Origin of the sequence: Herbaspirillum sp. meg3 (genome assembly GCF_002257565.1) — a bacterium.
Taxonomy (GTDB): Bacteria; Pseudomonadota; Gammaproteobacteria; order Burkholderiales; family Burkholderiaceae_D; genus Herbaspirillum.
This window is the reverse complement of the sequence record NZ_CP022736.1, coordinates 2,417,047-2,436,778: the sequence shown is the minus strand read 5'-3', so window position 1 is coordinate 2,436,778 and position 19,732 is coordinate 2,417,047. Positions and strand designations below refer to the sequence as shown.

The window sequence follows — 19,732 nt, the reverse complement described above, 5'->3', positions numbered from 1 at the left end:
TGCGAAACGTTCTCAATAACGACACGCAGCGTTCACTTCGCCGGAAGGATGATCGTCGCGATGAGGCCGCCTTCTGGATGATTACGTAACAACAATTCACCGCCGTGCGCCTGCACGATATTACGCGCAATGCCAAGCCCCAGGCCCATGCCGCCGCTGTTCAGGTTACGCCCATGCTCCAGTCGCAGATAGGGCTGAAACAGACTTCCCATCGCATCTTCCGGTACGCCGGGGCCGTGATCACGGAGTTCGATCTCAACCATATCGCCGTCAACGCCTTGTGACTGCCGGATCGTGATCTCCACTTTCTCTCCGTAAAACAGCGCATTGTCGAACAGGTTGCCGATAGCGCGCTTCAGGGCCAGCGGCTTGGCCATGACGTTGATGCCAGAAGGCTGGAACGCCACCTCATGCCCCGCCATGCTGGCATCGCGGATCATCCGTGCCACCAGCGCATCGAGCCGGACTTCGGTACGGTTTTCGTGGATGTCGCTGTCTTTGACGGATTGCAATGCGCCCTTCACCATCATGTCCAGCTCATCGAGATCGTCGTGGAATTCAGTGCGCATGTCATCGTCATCAAGCAACTCCGTGCGCAGCTTGAGACGCGTGATCGGCGTGCGCAGATCATGTGAAATCGAGACGAACAGTCGCTCGCGGTCTTCCAGATAACGCTTGATGCGCTCGCGCATGCCGCTGAAGGCGCGCGCGGTTTTGACGAATTCGCGGCTGCCGGTTTCAGGCAGCTCCGGCACGGTCTCGCCCTTGCCGAATGCTTCGGCCGCATCCGACAAGGCTGCCAGCGGACGCGTGGTCCAGCGCACCACCAGAATGGTCAACAGCAGAATCGCCGCCAGCGACAAGCCTTGCAAGACCACGCGATCCAGCGACAAGGGATTACTGCTGTCGAGGAAATACGGGTTCGGCATCAATGCCGCCAGATATAACCACTTGCCAGACTCGATCTGCGTCTGGATCACCAACACCGGTGCCGGGTTCGGCTTGATCAGCAGAATGTGCTGCACCCAGCTGTCAGGCAGATCGCCGATTTTCAGGCCGTCATCGGAGACCGGCAGGTTGTCCGGCCAGGCGAACGCCAAACGGAATTCCGGCAGGAACGGCAAATCGGATTTCAAGGCTTCTTCAGCAGATTCGACGGCAATATCCGCCAGGGAATTCTGCGCAATTGGCTGGATCGGCACCAGCGCGGTATTGGCGTTGACGAAAAAGCGCGTGCCGCCCATTTCACGCAGTTGCTGGATCATGATGGGACGATAATTGGACGGCAAGCTCATGAAATAACGAATTGCGCCCGAGGCACTGTGCGCCAGATGCTGTGCGGCGATGCGGGTTTCCGCCTCTGATTTGGTGCGCAATTGCGCCGCCCAGATCAGGCCTCCGGCCAGTTGCGTCACCAGCACGCCAAAGATCATCACCACCGACAACCGGCCCAGCAAGGAATTCGGCAACAGCCAGTCCAGCACATGCGCTACCGCAGGAAAATACTGTCGGCGCAAGGCCTTGGGCGGCGCCGGCAATACGGGGGGCGGAATGCCGGACATCGTCAGACCGACGCCGCAGTCACATCGGCCGAGAACACATAACCCGCGCCGCGTACCGTCTTGATCAGATGCGGCTGCTTACCGCCGTCGTTCAGACGCAGGCGCAACTTGCTGATCTGTACGTCGAGCGAGCGATCCAAAGGACCGGAATCGCGGCCACGGGTTTCTTCGCTGAGCACATTACGATCCAGTACATCACCCGGATGCTCGACGAAATACTTCAGCAATTGATAGTCCATCCCCGTCAACGCCACCACCTGCCCGGCGCTATCGAGCAACGTACGTTCCACCGTATCAAGAGTGAAGCCAACGAAGCGATAAAAGCGTGGCGCCGCGGCATTATCGATACCGGTGCGGCGATGGATGGCCTTGATGCGCGCCAGCAGTTCACGCGGGCTGTAAGGCTTGGCGATGTAGTCGTCGGCGCCCAGCTCCAGACCGACTACGCGATCGGTTTCGTCCGAGCTGGCGGTCAGCATGATGATCGGCACATTCGACTTGCGCCGTACGATCTTGCACAGCGCAAAGCCGTCGGTGTCCGGCAGCATGACATCGAGAATCACCAGCGACAGCTCGTCGGCGTAGCGCTGAAACTCCGCCAGAAAAGCTTCGCCGTTGTGCGCCAGGCGCACTTCATACTGGTTTTTCTCCAGATAGGTTTTCAGGAGAGTCCGGGTTTTCTGGTCGTCGTCGACGATGAGGATTTTGCGGGTCATTGTTACTCGTTTGCTTAGTGCTTTGCTTACCTGATTGACTTGTTCCGACTACGTGGTCGGCCTATTCCACTTTTCCGGTGCGCGACAGTGCCCGTGCGATGGAGGCCAACTTGCGCTGCACCTCCGCTTCAGAAATTTGGTCATCGACAAAGAATCGCCGCAGCTCGGCGACGATGGCGTCCTTGGTGGTTTCATCGGTCGCCATGCGGTGCACCAGACTTGGCGCCTGAAACGCGGCGCCCTTGCTGAACGTCCGCCACGAATTGAGCGAGCAACTGTCCATCTTGCTGGTGTCCGGCGAACGCCATACCGGGATCGCACCCTTAAATTTATTGTAGTCGGATTGCACCGCGGGCGACATTGCAATTTGTGCCAGCACTTCCTGTGCAGACTGATGCGAATAGTCATCGGCAAACATCGCCAGCGTGTCGATGCTATACAAATGGTAATCGGCCGTACCCGGCACGGCAGCACAACCAAACTGCTGATCGGCGCTCAAGCCCCAGGCGTTGAAATCGCCCTTGGCCCAGTCGCCCATGATGAACATACCCGCTTCGCCGTCCGCCAGTTGATGTGCTATTTCCGTCCATGCCCGCTCCCGCACCGGCAATTGCATTACCTGTTTGAGGTTGCGCAAACGTTTCAATGCATGCAACAAGCGCGCATCGGCAAAGGCACGCGGACTAAGGTCTACGAATAATTCGCGGTAATACGCCGGCCCGCTTTCGGCCAGTACCAGCGTTTCGAACAATGTCGCCACCTGCCATGATTCACTGCTCTGCGCCAATGGTGTGATACCGGCCTGCTTCAGCTTGGCCGCAACCTGCTCAAACTCGTCCCAGCTACGCGGCGGGCGCAATCCCAGCCGGTTGAACACTGCAATGTTGTAGTACAGATTGTTGATGCGATGAATGCCCAACGGTGCCGCAACCACATGACCGTGATTGTTCAGAAGCGACCATGCCGTCGGAAACAGCAGCTTTTGCCAGTTGCCCTGCGTCGCCACAGTGTCAAGCTCCAGCAGCAAACCAAGATCCGCCCACTCGCCGAAGATCACGCCGTTCAATTGCGTCACTTCCGGCGCATGGCCGGCCAGCACCATGCTTTTCAATACCTTGCCGGCGCCGATGCCGGCACCACCTGGAATGGCGAAATCGCGCCATTGGATGTTCTGTTCAGCCAGCTTGTTGATCAGTACGCCGACTGCCTTGCGTTCACCGGCGGATGTCCACCAGTGCAGCACCTGCAGCGAAGATCCTGCACTGCTGCTCGCAGATGCAGCAGGCGGTACAGACGGCATCGGCGGTGCGGCAAAAACCGGCGACAGCAAAGCAAGCGCCAAGACATATGCCACGCCAGCGACGCCCACTGCGCGCAGCGTTGCCTCTCCCATCATGAGCCTTGTCATTTTTATCATTATGTTTTCTTGCGTCTCCAGAGCGCGTGTGACTATAGCCCAAGTCACCGTCACCACGCGATAAGAACATTAATTGGATTCACGTTTTGTAAAGAAATGTAATGTTTTATTTAGTTTCCTGTTTACCCGATCTCCCGCCTTACAAAGCCGTATGCCCCGATGCCATGGGCGCAACCTGAGAACCCCTCCGCCGCTCTGTAAATATATGTAATCCAACATCGTTGCAGTTTTTATTATTCATCAATTAAATCAATTACTTACCAAGTATTTCTGGCAGCAATTCCAAATGCTCGCATCACATTTTCTCCGGTGCTACTGTCGCGGCGCTGGCTCTGCAATTGCGGACTTTTTTTGGGGAAGCTCAGAGCGGCCACCTCCCACCATCAATGCAAAAACACCATTAGGAGACCTTTGATGCAAACCGTAAAAAAAGCCCTCGCTCTCGCTACCCTCAGCAGCGCCGTGCTGCTCGCACTGGCAGGCGGCAATGCGCAGGCCGGCACGCTGACCATTGAAAGCTGGCGCGTCGACGATCTGGCGCTGTGGGAAAACGTCCTGATTCCGGCCTTCCAAAAAAAGAACCCCGGCATCACCGTCAAATTCTCGCCGACCGCACCAACCGAATACGACTCCAGCCTGACCGCGCGTCTGGCCGGTGGCACTGCGGGCGATCTGGTTGCCTGCCGCCCGTTCGACGTTTCGCTGTCGCTCTACAACAAGGGCCATCTGGAAAAACTGGACGGCAAGGCCGGCATGGAGTCCTTCCCGTCATCGTCCAAGGTCGCATGGCAGACCGATGACGGCAAAGACACCTTCTGTATGCCGATCGCATCCGTGATGCACGGCTTCCTGTACAACCAGAAGATCTTCAAGGAAATGAACCTGCAGCCGCCCAAGACGGAAGCTGAATTCCTCAAGCTGCTGGAAACCGTCAAGGCAGGCGGCAAGTACACTCCGCTGGTGCTCGGTACCGCCGATCAATGGGAAGCACATCAGGTGCTGTTCACCGGCGTCGGCCCCAACTACTGGAAGGGCGAAACCGGCCGCAAGGCGCTGATCGCCGGCAAAGCCAAATTCACCGACCCGCAATTCCTGGCTGCCTGGGAATATGAAGCCAAGCTCGGCAAGTATCTGTCCAAGGGTGCATCGGCGCAAACCTACGGCGACAGCCAGAACATGTTTGCACTCGGCCAGGGCGCTGTATATGCCGCCGGTTCGTGGGACATCGCCTACTTCAACGCCAATGCCAACGCCAAGCTGGAACTGGGTGTGTTCCCGCCGCCCGTGCCGAAGGCCGGCGACGCTTGCTACATCTCCGACCACAACGACATCGGCATGGGCGTGAACAAGAAATCCAAGAACAAGGAAGACGCCTACAAGTTTTTGGCATGGCTGGGCTCGCAAGAATTTGCCGACATCTACACCAACAAGGTCACCGGCTTCTTCTCGTTGTCGAACCACCTGATCTCGGTCAAGGATCCGATCGCCAAGCAGATGATCGACTGGCGCAAGTCCTGCTCGTCGACCATCCGTGTCAACTCGCAGATCCTGAACCGTGGCACGCCAAGCATGGAAAACGAAATGTGGAACGTCAACGCTCAGGTCTTGAACGGCAAGATGACGCCGAAGGACGCTGCCACCAAGATCCAGACCGGCTTCGCCAAGTGGTACAAGCCACAGCAATAACCTGCATACGATCTTACTGCGAGGCCATGATCCGCGAAATGGCAATCCTTGGGCGGTGCTCGGAATCCTCATGTACTGAAGTACATTCCAAGGGTTTCAACTGAGCTGTGCTCCGGCCGCCACCGGCTGATGGCCTCTCACTACAGATCGTAAGCAGGTTACGGTGCATCAACCGTATTTGAGATCTGAACCGGCCAGACACTTCATCGTTCTGCGCCGGGATTCGCATGCTTCATACTAGGAGTTGCAGTGAAAACAGCTCGTCCCTGGCACATCGTCGTCTTCCTGGCGCCGGCGGTCATTATCTATTCCCTGTTCAGCGCCCTGCCTTTGCTGGATACGCTGCGCCTTGGCTTCTATACCGCCAACGACGCCGGCGTGCATAGCTTTGTCGGCCTCGACAACTACCGCACCATCCTGTTCGACGCCGACTGGTCGACCGCTTTCTGGAATGCGATGTGGAACAACGTCAAGTTCTTCTGCATCCACATGCTGCTGCAAAATCCCATCGGCCTGCTGCTGGCGACGTTGTTCAGCCTCAAGGGCCTGCGTGGTGCGCGGACTTACCGCACCCTGATTTTCCTGCCGACCTTGTTGTCGGTGGTGATCATCGGCTTCATCTGGCAGTTGATCATTTCTCCGCTGTGGGGCGTCGGCGAAAAGCTCATGACGCTGGTCGGTCTCGGCGATTATTTCGCGCCCTTTTTGGGCCAGGAATCGACTGCGCTGTTCACGCTCTCGCTGATCTCGGTGTGGCAATACATCGGCATCCCGATGATGTTGATCTACGCCGCCTTGCTGGCAGTCCCCGAAGAAGTTCTGGAAGCCGCCCATGCAGAAGGCGCCAGTGCCATGCGCATCTTCTGGCAGATCAAGCTGCCGCTGATCTGGCCGACGCTGGGACTGGTCACCATCCTCACCTTCGTCGCCAACTTCAATGCCTTCGATCTGATCTATTCGGTCAAGGGAGCACTGGCCGGGCCGAATTATTCCAGCGATTTGCTGGGCACCTTCTTCTATCGCACCTTCTTCGGCTACCAGGCGCAAGTCGGCAGCCCGACCATGGGTGCAGCAGTTGCGACATTGATGTTCCTGGTGATCCTGGCCGGCGTCGGTACGTATTTTTATCTGGTGCAGCGCAAGCTGACCCGTTACGAGCTTTAAGGAATCGCGATGACTTCTACTTCTTCCATCGCACTGGCAACAGACAGCAAAACCGTAAAGACATCAACCAGGCGCGGCCCTTCTTTAATCCAGCGCAGTTTCGGGCCGGCTGGTCACATCTGGGTACATATCGTGCTATGCCTGTATGGGGTGATCGCGCTGTTTCCGATAGCGCTGATCCTGATGAATTCGGTGAAGTCGCGGCAGGCGATTTTCGATAACCCGATGGCGTTCCCGACGGCGGAGAGTTTCTCGCTGATCGGCTTTCACAAAGTGCTGTCGAACACCAACTTTCTGCTGTACTTCGGTAATAGCCTGATCGTCACACTTGGCTCCCTGCTGCTGATCGTCCTGTTCGGCGCGATGGCGGGATGGGCGCTGTCGGAATACAAATTCCGCGGCAATCGCCTGATGACGCTGTTCATGGCCATCGGCATCATGATTCCGATACGCCTCGGCACGGTCTCCATTCTGCAACTCGTGGTGGCGCTGGATCTGATCAACACCCGTACGGCGCTGATCCTGGTCTACACGGCGCAAGGCCTGCCGCTGGCGGTGATGATCCTGTCGGAGTTCATTCGCCAGATTCCGACGGAATTGAAAGACGCCGCGCGCTGCGACGGTGTCGGTGAATTCACGATCTTCTTCCAGGTGATCCTGCCGCTGATCCGGCCGGCCATCGCCACCGTCGCGGTATTCACCATGATCCCGGCCTGGAACGACCTGTGGTTTCCACTGATTCTCGCTCCCGGCGATCAGACCAAGACCGTCACGCTCGGTGTGCAGCAGTTCATCGGCCAATACGCCACCGACTGGAATTCGGTACTGGCGGCGCTGTCGATGGCGGTCATCCCGATCCTGATCTTGTACACGCTGTTCTCGCGCCAGTTGATCCGCGGCTTGACGGCCGGCGCAGTGAAGTAATCCAACATACGCAAGGCAAATCATGGCAAACGTAAGCATCAAAGAACTGAAAAAATCCTACGACGGCAAGCAGGATGTACTGGCCGGTCTGAACCTCGACATCCGCGACGGCGAATTCTGCGTTCTGGTCGGCCCTTCCGGCTGTGGCAAGTCGACCTTGCTGCGCATGCTCTGCGGTCTTGAAGACATCAGCGGCGGCGAACTCGCTATCGGCGGCGAAGTCGTCAATCATCTGCCGCCGGCCAAGCGTGGCATTGCGATGGTGTTTCAAAGCTACGCGCTCTATCCGCACATGAACGTGTACAAGAACATGGCCTTCGGCCTCAAGATCGCCGGCAGCAACAAGGCCGACATCGACGAGCGTATCCGCCATGCCGCCGGCATCCTCAAGATCGATCACCTGCTGGAACGTCTGCCGCGCGAACTTTCCGGCGGCCAGCGCCAGCGCGTGGCCATCGGCCGCGCCATCGTGCGCAAGCCGAAGCTGTTCCTCTTCGACGAACCGCTATCCAATCTTGATGCCGCTCTGCGCGTGCAGACCCGTCTGGAAATCGCCAAGCTGCACAAGCAACTCGCGGCCACCATCGTCTACGTCACGCATGATCAGGTTGAAGCCATGACGCTGGGCGACAAGATCGTCGTCATGCACGACGGTCACATCCAGCAAGCCGGTACGCCGCTGGAGCTGTATCAGCATCCGCAAAATCTGTTCGTGGCCGGCTTCATCGGCTCGCCCAAGATGAATCTGCTGCCCGGCGTGGTATCCGCCGTGGGCGAAGATTGCCTGCACGTTGCCATCGTCGGCGGCCAGCAAGTACGTGTCGACGTCGCGCCAGGTACGGCCAGGGCCGGCGACAAGGTCACACTGGGCCTGCGCGCCGAACACATCCTTGAGGATGGCTTTGGCGGCGCCACCGGCTCGGAACATTTCAACGGCACAGTCAATCTGGTGGAGCATCTGGGCGAAGCCAACTTCATCTACGTGACGCTCACCAGTGGACAAGACATCGTGGTGCGCGGCGACGGCAATCGCAACGTCGAGATCGGCGAGCGCATTGCGCTCTCAGCCGGCAGCCATGCCCTCCATCTGTTCGATGCCAATGGCGAGGCATTCCGCCGCCTGAAGCCGGGCAATCTGGTGTCGTCCCGCCAACCGACTCAGCATTGATCGCCAAGAACCAACAACGGAGCAATGCATGGACCAGGCGTATGACTATCTGATCGGCGTGGATGGCGGCGGTACCAAGACACTGGTGCGCGTCGTTCGTGCCGACGGCAGCTTGCTGGGCGAAGCAGTCGGCGCCGGCTCGGCGCTGCGCAATGGCGCAGCAACAGCCTGGGACGCCATCCTGACGACGCTGCAAAGAGCCTTTTCCAACGCAGGGGTAGCTATGCCGCCATTCAGGAAACTGGCGGCGGGCATGGGCGTGGCCGGATTCAATGTGGCGCAATGGGCAGAAGATTTTCGCGCCAAAGCCCCCGCGTTCGGTGCACTGCAATTGGCAAGCGACGCCACCACGACCTTGCTCGGAGCGCATCAGGGCAAGACCGGCGCCATCATCGCGGTCGGCACCGGCACCATCGGCGTGGCCTTGTATGCAGACGGCAGCGAACGCGTGGTGGATGGCTGGGGCTTTCCTTCCGGTGACGACGCCAGCGGCGCCTGGATGGGCTTGCGCGCCATCAACCACGCGCAACACGTCGTCGACGGCCGTGCGCCGCATGGCGCGCTGTCGGCTGCCACAGTGGCGTTTTGCGAGACCGACGGCGCCAGCAATATGCCTGGACGCGCTGAGCGCGATGTCGTACTCGACTGGCTCTCGCAAGCCGATCAGGCCGCCTTTGCCAGGCTGGCACGATTGGTGATTGCGCATGCAGACAACGATCCCGCTGCCCGTAACATCCTCGTCCAAGCTGCGGCCGAACTCGAACTGATGGCCGCGACGCTCGATCCAGAGCAGCAATTGCCGCTGGCGCTGTGCGGTGGCCTGGCGGCCGCTCTGCAAACTTATTTTTCACCGGCGCTGCAACAGCGCATCACGCCGCCGTTGGCGGATTCCGCCGACGGCGCTTTGCTGCTGGTGCGCAAGAGCCTGATACTTTCTTGACGGAGAAAACCATGTCCTCCATTACCCAAGTCCGCGGCAACGTGCTCACGCCGCATGGCTGGATCAACGGTGCCATCAACTTCGGCGACCTGATCTGCAATATCGATGGGCACGCGCTCGATCATGAGCCGGTCGACGGTTCACCGCATGCCAACGACGGCGATTACATCCTGCCCGGCTTCATCGATCTGCACGTGCATGGCGGCGGCGGCAAGGACATCATGGAAGGCGGCGACGCCGTCGATGTGATTGCCCGCCTGCACGCCCGGCACGGCACCACCAGCCTGCTCGCCACCACCATGACCGCGCCGCTGGAAGAACTGGAAGTTGCACTCAAAGCCATCGGCAGCGCCAGCCGCAAGCGCGAACCAGGCAGCGGCCGCGCGCGCATCCTCGGCGTGCATCTGGAAGGCCCCTACATCAACCCCGGAAAGCTCGGCGCGCAACCCGACTTTGCCGTCGAAGCGACGCTGGAACAAGTCGACTGGCTGGCCAGCTTTGCCCCGATAAAACTGATCACTATCGCGCCTGAAGTCGATGGCCATCTGGAACTGGTGCGTACCCTGACCACCGCCGGCATGCTGGTGCAGATCGGCCATACGCTGGGTACCTACGACGATGGCGTCGCCGCGCTCAAGAACGGCGCAGCCGGCTTTACCCATCTGTTTAACGCCATGAGCGGCTTCCATCATCGCGAACCCGGCATGGCCGGCGCGGCGATGGCGCATGCCGAATACGCCGAACTGATTCCCGACATGCTGCATGTGCATCCGGGCGCGATTCGCGCAGCCTTGCGCGCCATCCCTCGTCTGTATTGCGTCACTGACTCCACCGCCGCTGCCGGCATGCCTGACGGCGACTACACGCTGGGCCGCCAGGTCGTCCACAAATGCGCAGGCGGCGTACGCCTCGCCGACGGCACGCTGGCCGGCAGCACACTGACCATGGATCAGGCGCTGCGCAATCTGATCGCCATGGGCCTCGACGTCTCCGAAGCCTCCCTGCGCACGTCGACCTATCCGGCCGACTATCTCGGCGTCAAGGAACGCGGCCGCCTCAAGCCCGGCTGTTTTGCCGACATCCTGGTGTTCGATCGCCAGTTCAAATTAAAAGAAGTCTACGTAGAAGGAGAAAAGATTGACCTCGCTCATGCTTAAGGAGGCGCGCTCGGCCGGTACGCACGTTGCCGACCAGCTCGCGCAAGACCGCGGCCGCTATGCCGAACTGGGCCGTTGGCTGCGCGCCGCACCACCGTCAGGCATCGTCACTGTGGCGCGCGGCAGTTCAGACCATGCCGCCAGCTATTGCGCCTACCTCACCATGGCACGCCTGGGCCACATCGTCGCTTCGCTGCCGATGTCGCTGGTGACGCTCAACAAGGCACCGCTGATTGCCCGCGATCGCCTGGCTATCGCCATCTCGCAATCGGGCCAAAGCCCCGACGTGATCGAACCCATTCGTTATTTCCGCGACGGCGGCGCCATCACGCTGGCGCTGGTCAACGACGCCGAATCGCCATTAGCGAAGGCAGCCGAGTGGTCCATCCCGCTACGCGCCGGCCCTGAACTCAGCGTCGCCGCGACCAAAAGTTTCATCGCCAGCCTGGTGGCCGGGGCAATGTTCGCTGGTCACTGGCAAGACGACGCCAACTTCCTGCACGCGCTGGAAAGCCTGCCGGATTCACTGCAGCGCGCTGCCGACAGCGACTGGTCAAAAGCCATCGACGTACTGGCGCCCGCCAGCAGCATCATGGTTGTCGGTCGCGGCATCGGTTTCCCGCTGGCGCTGGAAGCCGCGTTGAAATTCAAGGAGACCTCCGCCATCCAGGCCGAAGCATTCAGCGGCGCGGAAATCAAACACGGCCCGATGGCACTGATCAACGAAGGCTACCCACTGCTGATGTTTGCCACACGCGGCCCGACGCAGGCCGGCATGCTGCAACTGGCCGCAGAGATGCGCCAGCGTGGTGCCAAGGTTTTGCTTGCAGCACCGGAAGATGTGAGCGAACGCGATCTGACCTTGCCGACGGCCGTCACGCCGGATCTCGATCCCATCGTCGCAATCCAGGCTTTCTACGTCATGGCGGCGCAGCTGGCGGTCGCGCGCGGCATGGATCCGGACAAACCGCGTCATCTGAGCAAGGTGACCAAGACAAGTTGATCAAGAACGATTGACTAAATTAAAGCAATAAGCTGGGGACTGAGGAGACAAACGAAGCCGCGAAAAACAGTTCTTCCGCTGTCGTATTTTGCCGCCTATGCCTGAAAAGGTCTGGGCGGTTTATTTTTGAGCGCGTCATAAAGATGTTGTGCACTGGAAGACAGCTTGCGTCCTTTTTTGCGGATCAGGCCGAGGGTGCGCTCCACCTTGGGTTCCACCAGCGGGATCGCTTTCAACGGCGAGTCATGTTCCGTCGGCATCGCCAGGTGAGGCACGGCAGCGATACCCAGGCCAGCGGCGACCCAAGCCAATGAAGTCGCGACGTGGCGCACTTCATAGACTGCGCTCGGACGCACATCCGTCGTCGCCAGCGCCTGATCCAGCAGGAGCCGATTACCGCTGGAGCGTGCCACCGCCACGTAGGGATATTTGTCGATCTCACGCCATTTCACCGAGCGCCGTTGTGCCAGCGGATGATCATGCAGACAGGCCAGTACAAAACGCTCGCTCATGATCTCTTCAAAATCGATGTCGGCCTGCTGTGCGCCAATGAAGTTGATGCCGAAGTCGGCTTCGCCGCGCAAAACGCCGTTAAGCACCTCGTTGGCGCCTTCATCAATTACCTTGATGCGAATATTCGGATAGAGGGCATTGAACTGCTTGATCACCGGCGGTAAATAGTGATACGCCATCGACGGCACACAAGCAATGGTCACTTCGCCGCCGGAACTGGCGGCAATGTCGCTGATGCTCAATAAGGAGCTTTCGACATTGGCGAGGATTTCCTGCGCCTTGGCATAGAACTCGCGTCCCACGACCGTCAAGGCAACGCGGCGGGTAGTGCGTTCGAACAGCCTGACATTGAGCGCTTCTTCCAGCTTGTCGATGCGACGTGACAAGGCCGGCTGCGATAAATTGATGGCGCTCGCGGCAGCGCGAAAACCTCCGCGCTCTACCACTGCCACCATGACCTGCAGATCGGCGATGTCGAAGCGGAGTTGTTTCATGCGTGACCTTGAATAAAAATTCAAATCTTATTGATGCTATTAACGAATCAATAGTACTAAATTATGCATTTTACTTTATCAATTCTATTTGCAAGAATCGCGCTCTTGATTCCCGCTCCGACGTGAAAAATCGGGAAAGATCGGGAATACTCAATACGATTCACTGGCACGGCGCTGCACTGCAGGCTGCATAAAAACAATAACGACCAGAGACAACACTTCAACCAAGATAGAGAACCCCATGCCCAAGATGCGTCGCACACTCCTCATTTCCTGGCTGGCAATTTCAGTCAGTATTTTGTCAGCAAATAGCTGGTCCGCAGAACTCAAGGTCATGAATTCGGGCGGCTTTACCGCAGCATATAAAGCGCTTGCGCCCAAGTTCGAGCAAGCCACCGGCAATACCTTGTCGACTGCCTGGGGCCCATCCATGGGGACTGCACCCGAAGCCATCCCCAATCGCCTGCAACGCGGCGAACCAGCCGACGTCGTGATCATGGTCGGCTACGCACTGGACGAGCTGATCAAACAAGGCAAGGTTATCCCCGGCAGCCGCGCCGCGCTCGCCGATTCGCGCATCGGCATGGTCGTACGCGCCGGCAGTGCCAAACCGGACATCAGTACTCCTGAAGCACTCAAGAAAACCTTGCTGCAAGCGAAATCGATCGCGTATTCGGACAGCGCCAGCGGCGTCTATATAGAGCGTGAATTGTTCAAAAAGCTCGGTATCGAAGATCAGGTCAAAGGCAAGGCAAAGATGATTCCCAAAATTCCCGTCGCCGGCGTGATTGCCAGCGGCGACTATGAACTTGGCTTCCAGCAGGTCAGCGAGCTGCTGCCGGTTGCTGGCGCCGACTTTGTCGGTAAAATTCCAGAGTCGCTGCAAAGCGTCACCGTGTTTGCCGCAGGTATCCCCACCGGTGCGCAGCATCCGGACGAGGCGCGGCAACTGATCCGCTTCCTGGCATCGCCCGAGGCAGCGCCGGAAGTCAACAAAAGCGGCCTGGATTCTTTGCTCCCCTTATCCAAATAACAATGCATAAAATAAACGCAACATGAAAGCTGTTAGAAAGCTATGCTTCCTTTGGTTGCGATAGACTGCGCTCCGCCGACGCTCAATAACAAAAAATCCGCGTCGCAAGCACTGTTCAGAAAACACATAACCTGATCACCTCGGGTAGAGAGAGACAAACCATGACATCTCAAACATCTCAGTCATCTGCATCGTCCTCGAAATTCGTCACTGTATTACGCGTCACCAGTGGCAATTTCATGGAAATGTTCGACTTTTTCCTGTTCGGCTTTTACGCCAGCTACATCTCCAAGGCATTTTTCCCCAGCGGCAATGAATTTGCGTCCCTGATGCTGACCTTCATGACCTTCGGCGCAGGCTTCCTGATGCGTCCGCTGGGTGCGATCATTCTCGGCGCGTATGTTGACCGCGTGGGTCGCCGTCAAGGTCTGATCGTGACACTGGCGCTGATGGCCGTCGGCACCATGCTGATCGCCTTCGTGCCGGGTTATGCAACCATCGGTCTGCTGGCCCCGGCGCTGGTGCTGATCGGCCGTTTGCTGCAAGGCTTCTCGGCAGGTGTCGAGCTGGGCGGCGTATCGGTCTATCTGGCTGAAATGGCAACACCGGGCCGCAAGGGCTTCTATGTCAGCTGGCAGTCCGCCAGCCAGCAAGTCGCCATCATCGTTGCAGCGGCGATCGGCTACGGCCTGAACATGTGGCTGACCAAGGATCAGGTCGGTGACTGGGGCTGGCGCATCCCGTTCTTCATCGGCTGCCTGATCGTGCCGGTGCTGTTCGTCATTCGCCGCTCGCTGCAAGAAACTGAAGAATTCATGGCCCGCAAGCGCAAGCCCAGCCTGTCTGAAATCTTCCGTTCGATGCTGGAAAACTGGAAGCTGGTTATCGCCGGCATGATGCTGGTGTCGATGACCACCGTCTCGTTCTACCTGATCACCGTCTACACACCGACCTTCGGCAAAAACGTGCTCAAGCTGAGCACGGAAAGCGCGCTGATCGTCACCTTCTGCGTCGGCATTTCCAACTTCATCTGGTTGCCGGTGATGGGTGCGCTGTCTGACCGCATCGGTCGCCGTCCTTTGCTGCTGGTGTTCACCGTACTGACCATCCTGACCGCGTATCCGGCCATGACGTGGCTGGTTGGTGACGCTACTTTCGGCAAGATGCTGATCGTGGAACTGTGGCTGTCCTTCCTCTACGCCAGCTACAACGGCGCGATGGTCGTGGCGCTGACCGAAGTGATGCCGGTCGATGTGCGTACCGCAGGCTTCTCGCTGGCATACAGCCTGGCGACAGCGATCTTCGGCGGCTTCACACCGGCGATCGCCACCGGTCTGATCGAACTGACACATGACAAGGCTGCGCCAGGTCTGTGGATGAGCTTCGCTGCCGTCTGCGGTCTGATCGCAACCCTGGTTCTGTATCGTAAAAAGTCGCTGGCGGTACCGCTGGCTGCCTGATCGATCTGGACAAAAGAAAAGCGGGAAGCGGCTTGCGCCCTTCCCGCTTTTTTCACGTCTGCTGTTGCCTATTTGGCAGATTCGCGTAACGCCTTCATCTTCAACGGCGAATCCGTCATCACCACATCCACGCCCAACTGCTGCGCGCTGCGATAGGCTGCCGCCGAGTCAACGCCGAACACCATTACTCTGGTGCCGGGATTGCTCTTGAAGCATTTCATCGCCGCCGGTGTCCACCAGTGCGCCACCACCTCCGAGACGCCCTCACCGAGAGTAAACTTCTCCACCACGGTGACCTTTCGCTCCAGCTCGATACCGGACCACGTACCGGCCGCCGGTGGCATGTCGCAAGCACCGCCGTTGAGCGCAATGCGCGCCAGGCGGTCACGTGTGGCGTCACGGGATTCGAACACCTGCGCCTTTGGCTGCTTCGCCATCAGCGCGATCACATCGGCATCCGTGGAATAAAAGCGCACGCGTTGCCACGCGTTTTCTTCCTCGATGACTTTGGCGACTGCATTCACGAGCACTTCAGCAGGCAACTGCTTCATGTCGATCATGATCGGCACCGACGCAGGCACTGCACGCAACGCGTCGCGCAAGGTCGGTACCGTCACCGGCTGCTGGCGATAGGGATAGCTCTTGTTGCCGGCTGCATCTGTCGCGCTGTACATATAGCCCGCATTGAGTGCAGTCAGTTGTGCCGCGGTCAAACTATTGACCACTCCTTTACCGTCGGTCAGCGCCGCGACATCGGCCGGACGATACAACACGGGGATGCCATCACTGGACACCTGCACCGTCATCCACAAGATATCCGCGCCGTGCTTGAGTGAATTCTGCAGCGTCGGAATCGTGTTTTCCGGTCCGTCACCGGTACCGCCCCGATGTGCCGCGATCAGCGGTTCAGCGCTGACCACCAGCGATACGCTCAGGAGCGCGGCGCAGACGGTCAGTCTCAGTCCGTTCTTGACTATGCTCATCTGTTTCTCCTTGTAGGCGAACAAGCCGATCAGAACTTGTGACGGATACCGGCCGTCAGGACGTTCTGGGTATTGGTGCCGCCCGGTGCGACGTACAAGCCTGGATTGAACATGTCCGACGAACGGATGTTCGCGTAGAACAGATACACATCCGTGCGTTTGGAGAGGAAATAATCCACGCCCAGCGATACCTGCGACGCCTTGCCGTCTTTGGCACCGACAAATTTGGAGCGTGTGCCGACGAAGTTCGCGAGCAGTTGCGTGGTTGGCGTAACGTTGTAGTTGACGCCGAAGTCGATAAGATCGACCTTGCTGTTGTTGACGCCGCCGAACGTAAAGGCTGCGCCCGTAGCGCCGGTGAAACCGGTCATTGCGGTACCGGCGGCAACCGCCAGCGGTTGCTTGACCTGCGAGTACGAACCGTACATGCGCACATCACCGAGTTTGTACGAACCACCGATCAGGAAAGTCTTGAGCGAAGTGCTGGCAATGCTGCCGGTGGTGGCGCCCGGTGCAATGCCGGAGTCGCTGGAACCGGTGAAGGTGTTGTTGGCAGTCAGCTTGTTCTGAAAATACGCAGCGCCCAACGACAACGGACCGTTGTTGTAGCTACCGCCCACACCAAAGGATTGACCGGCGCCGGTCGATCCGGCCTGCTCGCCGAAACCGTACAAGGCGCTCAATGTGACACCGCCCATCACCGGCGAGTTGTAGCGCACCGAGTTATTGACACGCGAGCCTTGCGTGCGATCCAGATTCAATGCATGGATGTTGTTGACCAGACTGCCGAAATCCAGCGCGCCGTTGTAAGGCGCCAGATCGTCGATGTAATCTTTCTGGCGGCCGAGATAAATGGTGCCGCCCTTGCCGGACAGGCCAATGATGGCAGTACGGCCAAAGAACAAACCGCCCTGCGCCAGCTGGCCGGTGTCGGCGTTGAAGCCGTTCTCCAATGTGAACAGTGCTTTCAAACCATCACCCAGATCTTCCACACCCTTGAAACCGATGCGCGAACCTTGCGCCACGGCGGTGTCCATGCTCAGACGTGAGCCGGTCCCGGTTGGATTGGCTGACGTAGCGTTGGCGACCTTGTCGGTATAGGTCAGGCTGGGATTGATGATCCCGTAGATGGTGACGCCCGATGAGGCGACGTTGGTTTGCGCATAGGCGCCTCCGGCAACGGACATGCCGGCGGCGGAAAGCGAAATGGCGAGAGCATATTTTTTCATGAATGTTTTTTCAGGAAAGTTGAAAAGGGAAATTGCGAGCAGTGATGAAACTGCTGCGAACTATGCCCTCGATATATGACATCGCCATGACGTTGTGATGATGTGAAAGGCAAATGACGTTCATATGAACATCAACAAGGTCACGATCCCGTAACAATCGCTCGATAACATTCAACACGTTTTCAAATGAACGAATGAATGGATAAGTGAACATGCCAGCGAATCCTGCAAGTAACCCTTCCTCGAAGTCCGGAGCCAAGCCCGTCATCAAGCCTGCTTCGCTGCGGCATAACGAAATCATTGCGCTGTTCCGCCAGCACGGGTTCATGACGATGGAGGCACTGGCAGAGCATTTCGCCGTCACGACGCAAACCATTCGTCGTGACATCAACGCCTTGTGCGATGCCGATATCCTGCGTCGTCGACATGGCGGCGCCGAGCTGATTTTGTCTGCGCGCAACCAGCCTTATGACATGCGACGCATCAACAATCTCGAACAAAAAGCCGAGATCGGTGCTGCGGTCGCCAGGCTCATCCCCAACTCGTGCAGCGTGCTGATCGGCATCGGCACCACACCGGAACAAGTTGCGCTGGCATTGGCCAAGCACGACCACCTTACCGTCATCACCAACAACCTGCGCGCGGCGCTGGCCTTGTCAACAAATCAGAACAACCAGGTCATCGTGCCGGGCGGCACCCTGCGATTTCCCAATCCGGAAATTCTCGGCAACGATGCCGATAAATTGTTCCGCAATTTTCGTGCGGACTTCGGCATTTATGGCGTCGGCGGTGTGGACACCGATGGCACGCTGCTCGACTTCGACCGTATGGAATCAAGCTCGCGCCAGGCATTGCGCGAGAGCTGCCGTACCCAGATTCTGGTCACCGACAACTCCAAATTCGGCCGTCAGGCGCCGGTGCGCGGCGGTCATTTGTCCGACCCCGACATCCTCGTCACCGACAGTCCCCTGACCCCGAACCTGGCCGCCATGCTGGCTGGCAACACCCGTGTCGTCGTGACTTCGCAATCCGACAGCGATACAGAAGAACGTGAATTCGCCATGACCAACGACGCGGCCATCGCAGCAGGAAAATGAATATGCAAAACGACAAAAACGATATCGCCATCCGTCTCTCAGGCATCAGCAAATCCTGGGGTGCGCACCAGGTCATCAAATCGCTCGACCTTGAATTTGAACGCGGCCAGCTGGTCGCCCTGCTCGGCCCTTCAGGCTGTGGAAAATCAACGTTGCTGCGCTTGCTCGCAGGTCTCGAAACACCCGACAGCGGCCGTGTAGAGATCGATGGAAAGGACGTGACCACCGCGACGCCTTCGGCACGTGGCCTGTCGATGGTGTTTCAGTCGTATGCACTGTTCCCGCATCTGAACGTCGCTGAAAACGTTTGCTTCGGCATGCAGGTACGCGGTGTGCACGCGGCAGAGCGCCGCCAGCGTCTGCAGGATGCCTTGGCGTTGACCAACCTGCAGGGACTGGAACAACGCAAGCCCGCGCAACTGTCCGGCGGACAACGTCAGCGCGTGGCGCTGGCACGCGCCATCGTCGCCGGTCATTCGATCTGCCTGATGGACGAGCCGCTGTCCAATCTCGACGCCAAGCTGCGCCACGCCGTGCGCCACGAAATCCGCGCCTTGCAACAACGCCTGAACATGACCGTCGTCTACGTCACGCACGATCAGACCGAAGCCATGGGCATGGCCGACAAAATCGTCTTGATGAATGCCGGCGGCATCGTCCAAAGCGGCACCCCGGCAGAGCTGTACGAGACACCATCGAGCGCATTCTCTGCGGCATTTATCGGCAGCCCGCCGATGATGCTGATGGACGCCGAAAAGCTGCCCACTGCTTTACGCGCAAGCGTGATCCCGGTCGGCACCGGGCAAGAAAAACAGTTGATCGGAGTACGCCCCGAACATTTCCGCATTGTGGCGCCATCATCCACCGAGTTCTTCGGTACGGTTACCGGCGTCGAATTTCAGGGTGCGGAATCCTACATCTATCTCGATCTGCCGGGCGGTGACGCCATCATCGTACGCAGCCCGGAAAAGAGCCTGCTGAAACTCGGAGACCGCGTCGGCCTCGGCTGGGATCCGGTAGACGCACATGTTTTTGCTGCCGATGACGGACGCCGTCTTTCACCGGTACCGGCACCTTCGCCGGTGCCGGCATTTCTGACGGCCGACACATCGAACGTCCACAGCTTGCTGCCACGCGCAGCAGCGCTGTAACTGGAATTCCCCCGAATTTATCCCGTGCTTTTCAA

The 19,732-nt window shown here is 58.6% G+C and carries 17 protein-coding genes; 11 read left to right on the top strand and 6 right to left on the bottom strand.

What is annotated here, in order from left to right; genetic code table 11:
- Window positions 1-32 precede the first annotated feature (32 nt).
- From hmeg3_RS11055 to hmeg3_RS11045, 3 genes are all read right to left on the bottom strand, one after another.
- On the bottom strand, window positions 33-1,562 hold the full coding sequence (locus hmeg3_RS11055; protein WP_094563760.1) for an ATP-binding protein: 1,530 nt from the start codon (window positions 1,560-1,562) through the stop codon (window positions 33-35).
- A 2-nt stretch (window positions 1,563-1,564) separates the two neighbouring features.
- Complete coding sequence (locus hmeg3_RS11050; protein WP_007883659.1) at window positions 1,565-2,278, bottom strand: response regulator; 714 nt, start codon at window positions 2,276-2,278, stop codon at window positions 1,565-1,567.
- A gap of 61 nt (window positions 2,279-2,339) precedes the next feature.
- Window positions 2,340-3,695, bottom strand: coding sequence for an ABC transporter substrate-binding protein (locus hmeg3_RS11045; RefSeq protein ID WP_369828872.1), 1,356 nt, complete (start codon window positions 3,693-3,695; stop codon window positions 2,340-2,342).
- A gap of 414 nt (window positions 3,696-4,109) precedes the next feature.
- Between hmeg3_RS11045 and hmeg3_RS11040 the strand changes: the two genes are divergently transcribed.
- The 7 genes from hmeg3_RS11040 (at window position 4,110) to hmeg3_RS11010 (ending at window position 11,737) form a co-directional block, all read left to right on the top strand.
- A complete protein-coding gene (locus tag hmeg3_RS11040; RefSeq protein ID WP_094563759.1) occupies window positions 4,110-5,381 on the top strand; it encodes an ABC transporter substrate-binding protein in 1,272 nt (423 codons plus the stop codon).
- 249 nt (window positions 5,382-5,630) lie between these two features.
- Window positions 5,631-6,545 carry a carbohydrate ABC transporter permease gene (locus hmeg3_RS11035; protein ID WP_094563758.1) on the top strand — a complete coding sequence of 305 codons (915 nt, stop codon included), beginning with the start codon at window positions 5,631-5,633 and terminating at the stop codon, window positions 6,543-6,545.
- 9 nt (window positions 6,546-6,554) lie between these two features.
- Window positions 6,555-7,469, top strand: a complete 915-nt coding sequence (locus tag hmeg3_RS11030; RefSeq protein ID WP_094563757.1) for a carbohydrate ABC transporter permease — start codon at window positions 6,555-6,557, stop codon at window positions 7,467-7,469.
- 22 nt (window positions 7,470-7,491) lie between these two features.
- Window positions 7,492-8,637, top strand: a complete 1,146-nt coding sequence (locus tag hmeg3_RS11025) for an ABC transporter ATP-binding protein (protein WP_094563756.1) — start codon at window positions 7,492-7,494, stop codon at window positions 8,635-8,637.
- Window positions 8,638-8,665: 28 nt separating this feature from the next.
- Window positions 8,666-9,577 carry a BadF/BadG/BcrA/BcrD ATPase family protein gene (locus hmeg3_RS11020; RefSeq protein WP_094563755.1) on the top strand — a complete coding sequence of 304 codons (912 nt, stop codon included), beginning with the start codon at window positions 8,666-8,668 and terminating at the stop codon, window positions 9,575-9,577.
- Window positions 9,578-9,588: 11 nt separating this feature from the next.
- Window positions 9,589-10,734 carry an N-acetylglucosamine-6-phosphate deacetylase gene (nagA, locus tag hmeg3_RS11015; protein WP_094563754.1) on the top strand — a complete coding sequence of 382 codons (1,146 nt, stop codon included), beginning with the start codon at window positions 9,589-9,591 and terminating at the stop codon, window positions 10,732-10,734.
- Window positions 10,727-11,737: an SIS domain-containing protein gene (locus hmeg3_RS11010; RefSeq protein ID WP_094563753.1), complete on the top strand. Its 1,011-nt coding sequence runs from the start codon at window positions 10,727-10,729 to the stop codon at window positions 11,735-11,737. Before nagA ends, hmeg3_RS11010 begins: the two co-directional genes overlap by 8 nt.
- Window positions 11,738-11,832: 95 nt before the next feature.
- Here the strand turns inward: hmeg3_RS11010 and hmeg3_RS11005 are convergent, their stop codons facing one another.
- Complete coding sequence (locus hmeg3_RS11005; RefSeq protein ID WP_094563752.1) at window positions 11,833-12,744, bottom strand: LysR family transcriptional regulator; 912 nt, start codon at window positions 12,742-12,744, stop codon at window positions 11,833-11,835.
- Between the two features lie 241 nt (window positions 12,745-12,985).
- Between hmeg3_RS11005 and hmeg3_RS11000 the strand changes: the two genes are divergently transcribed.
- Window positions 12,986-13,777 carry a substrate-binding domain-containing protein gene (locus hmeg3_RS11000; protein WP_198361824.1) on the top strand — a complete coding sequence of 264 codons (792 nt, stop codon included), beginning with the start codon at window positions 12,986-12,988 and terminating at the stop codon, window positions 13,775-13,777.
- Between the two features lie 161 nt (window positions 13,778-13,938).
- Complete coding sequence (locus hmeg3_RS10995; RefSeq protein ID WP_094563751.1) at window positions 13,939-15,237, top strand: MFS transporter; 1,299 nt, start codon at window positions 13,939-13,941, stop codon at window positions 15,235-15,237.
- A gap of 68 nt (window positions 15,238-15,305) precedes the next feature.
- Here the strand turns inward: hmeg3_RS10995 and hmeg3_RS10990 are convergent, their stop codons facing one another.
- Entirely contained in the window at window positions 15,306-16,220 is a 915-nt protein-coding gene (locus hmeg3_RS10990; RefSeq protein ID WP_094563750.1) for a glycerophosphodiester phosphodiesterase family protein, read from the bottom strand.
- 29 nt (window positions 16,221-16,249) lie between these two features.
- Window positions 16,250-17,449, bottom strand: a complete 1,200-nt coding sequence (locus hmeg3_RS10985; RefSeq protein WP_094563749.1) for a porin — start codon at window positions 17,447-17,449, stop codon at window positions 16,250-16,252.
- A 212-nt stretch (window positions 17,450-17,661) separates the two neighbouring features.
- On the opposite strand from hmeg3_RS10985, the gene hmeg3_RS10980 reads away from it, so the two are divergent.
- Both hmeg3_RS10980 and hmeg3_RS10975 read left to right on the top strand, forming a co-directional pair.
- Window positions 17,662-18,546 carry a DeoR/GlpR family DNA-binding transcription regulator gene (locus tag hmeg3_RS10980; protein WP_232511958.1) on the top strand — a complete coding sequence of 295 codons (885 nt, stop codon included), beginning with the start codon at window positions 17,662-17,664 and terminating at the stop codon, window positions 18,544-18,546.
- A 2-nt stretch (window positions 18,547-18,548) separates the two neighbouring features.
- Window positions 18,549-19,697, top strand: coding sequence for an ABC transporter ATP-binding protein (locus tag hmeg3_RS10975; RefSeq protein WP_369828871.1), 1,149 nt, complete (start codon window positions 18,549-18,551; stop codon window positions 19,695-19,697).
- The last annotated feature ends 35 nt before the right edge of the window (window positions 19,698-19,732 follow it).

Coding starts and splice junctions, on each gene's coding strand:
- hmeg3_RS11025 (WP_094563756.1), top strand. CDS start 7,492: ATGGCAAACGTAAGCATCAAAGAACTGAAAAAATCCTACGACGGCAAG.
- hmeg3_RS11055 (WP_094563760.1), bottom strand. CDS start 1,562: ATGTCCGGCATTCCGCCCCCCGTATTGCCGGCGCCGCCCAAGGCCTTG.
- hmeg3_RS10985 (WP_094563749.1), bottom strand. CDS start 17,449: ATGAAAAAATATGCTCTCGCCATTTCGCTTTCCGCCGCCGGCATGTCC.
- hmeg3_RS11045 (WP_369828872.1), bottom strand. CDS start 3,695: ATGATAAAAATGACAAGGCTCATGATGGGAGAGGCAACGCTGCGCGCA.
- hmeg3_RS10990 (WP_094563750.1), bottom strand. CDS start 16,220: ATGAGCATAGTCAAGAACGGACTGAGACTGACCGTCTGCGCCGCGCTC.
- hmeg3_RS10995 (WP_094563751.1), top strand. CDS start 13,939: ATGACATCTCAAACATCTCAGTCATCTGCATCGTCCTCGAAATTCGTC.
- hmeg3_RS11040 (WP_094563759.1), top strand. CDS start 4,110: ATGCAAACCGTAAAAAAAGCCCTCGCTCTCGCTACCCTCAGCAGCGCC.
- hmeg3_RS11000 (WP_198361824.1), top strand. CDS start 12,986: ATGCCCAAGATGCGTCGCACACTCCTCATTTCCTGGCTGGCAATTTCA.
- nagA (WP_094563754.1), top strand. CDS start 9,589: ATGTCCTCCATTACCCAAGTCCGCGGCAACGTGCTCACGCCGCATGGC.
- hmeg3_RS11030 (WP_094563757.1), top strand. CDS start 6,555: ATGACTTCTACTTCTTCCATCGCACTGGCAACAGACAGCAAAACCGTA.
- hmeg3_RS10980 (WP_232511958.1), top strand. CDS start 17,662: ATGCCAGCGAATCCTGCAAGTAACCCTTCCTCGAAGTCCGGAGCCAAG.
- hmeg3_RS11010 (WP_094563753.1), top strand. CDS start 10,727: ATGCTTAAGGAGGCGCGCTCGGCCGGTACGCACGTTGCCGACCAGCTC.
- hmeg3_RS11005 (WP_094563752.1), bottom strand. CDS start 12,744: ATGAAACAACTCCGCTTCGACATCGCCGATCTGCAGGTCATGGTGGCA.
- hmeg3_RS11050 (WP_007883659.1), bottom strand. CDS start 2,278: ATGACCCGCAAAATCCTCATCGTCGACGACGACCAGAAAACCCGGACT.
- hmeg3_RS11020 (WP_094563755.1), top strand. CDS start 8,666: ATGGACCAGGCGTATGACTATCTGATCGGCGTGGATGGCGGCGGTACC.
- hmeg3_RS10975 (WP_369828871.1), top strand. CDS start 18,549: ATGCAAAACGACAAAAACGATATCGCCATCCGTCTCTCAGGCATCAGC.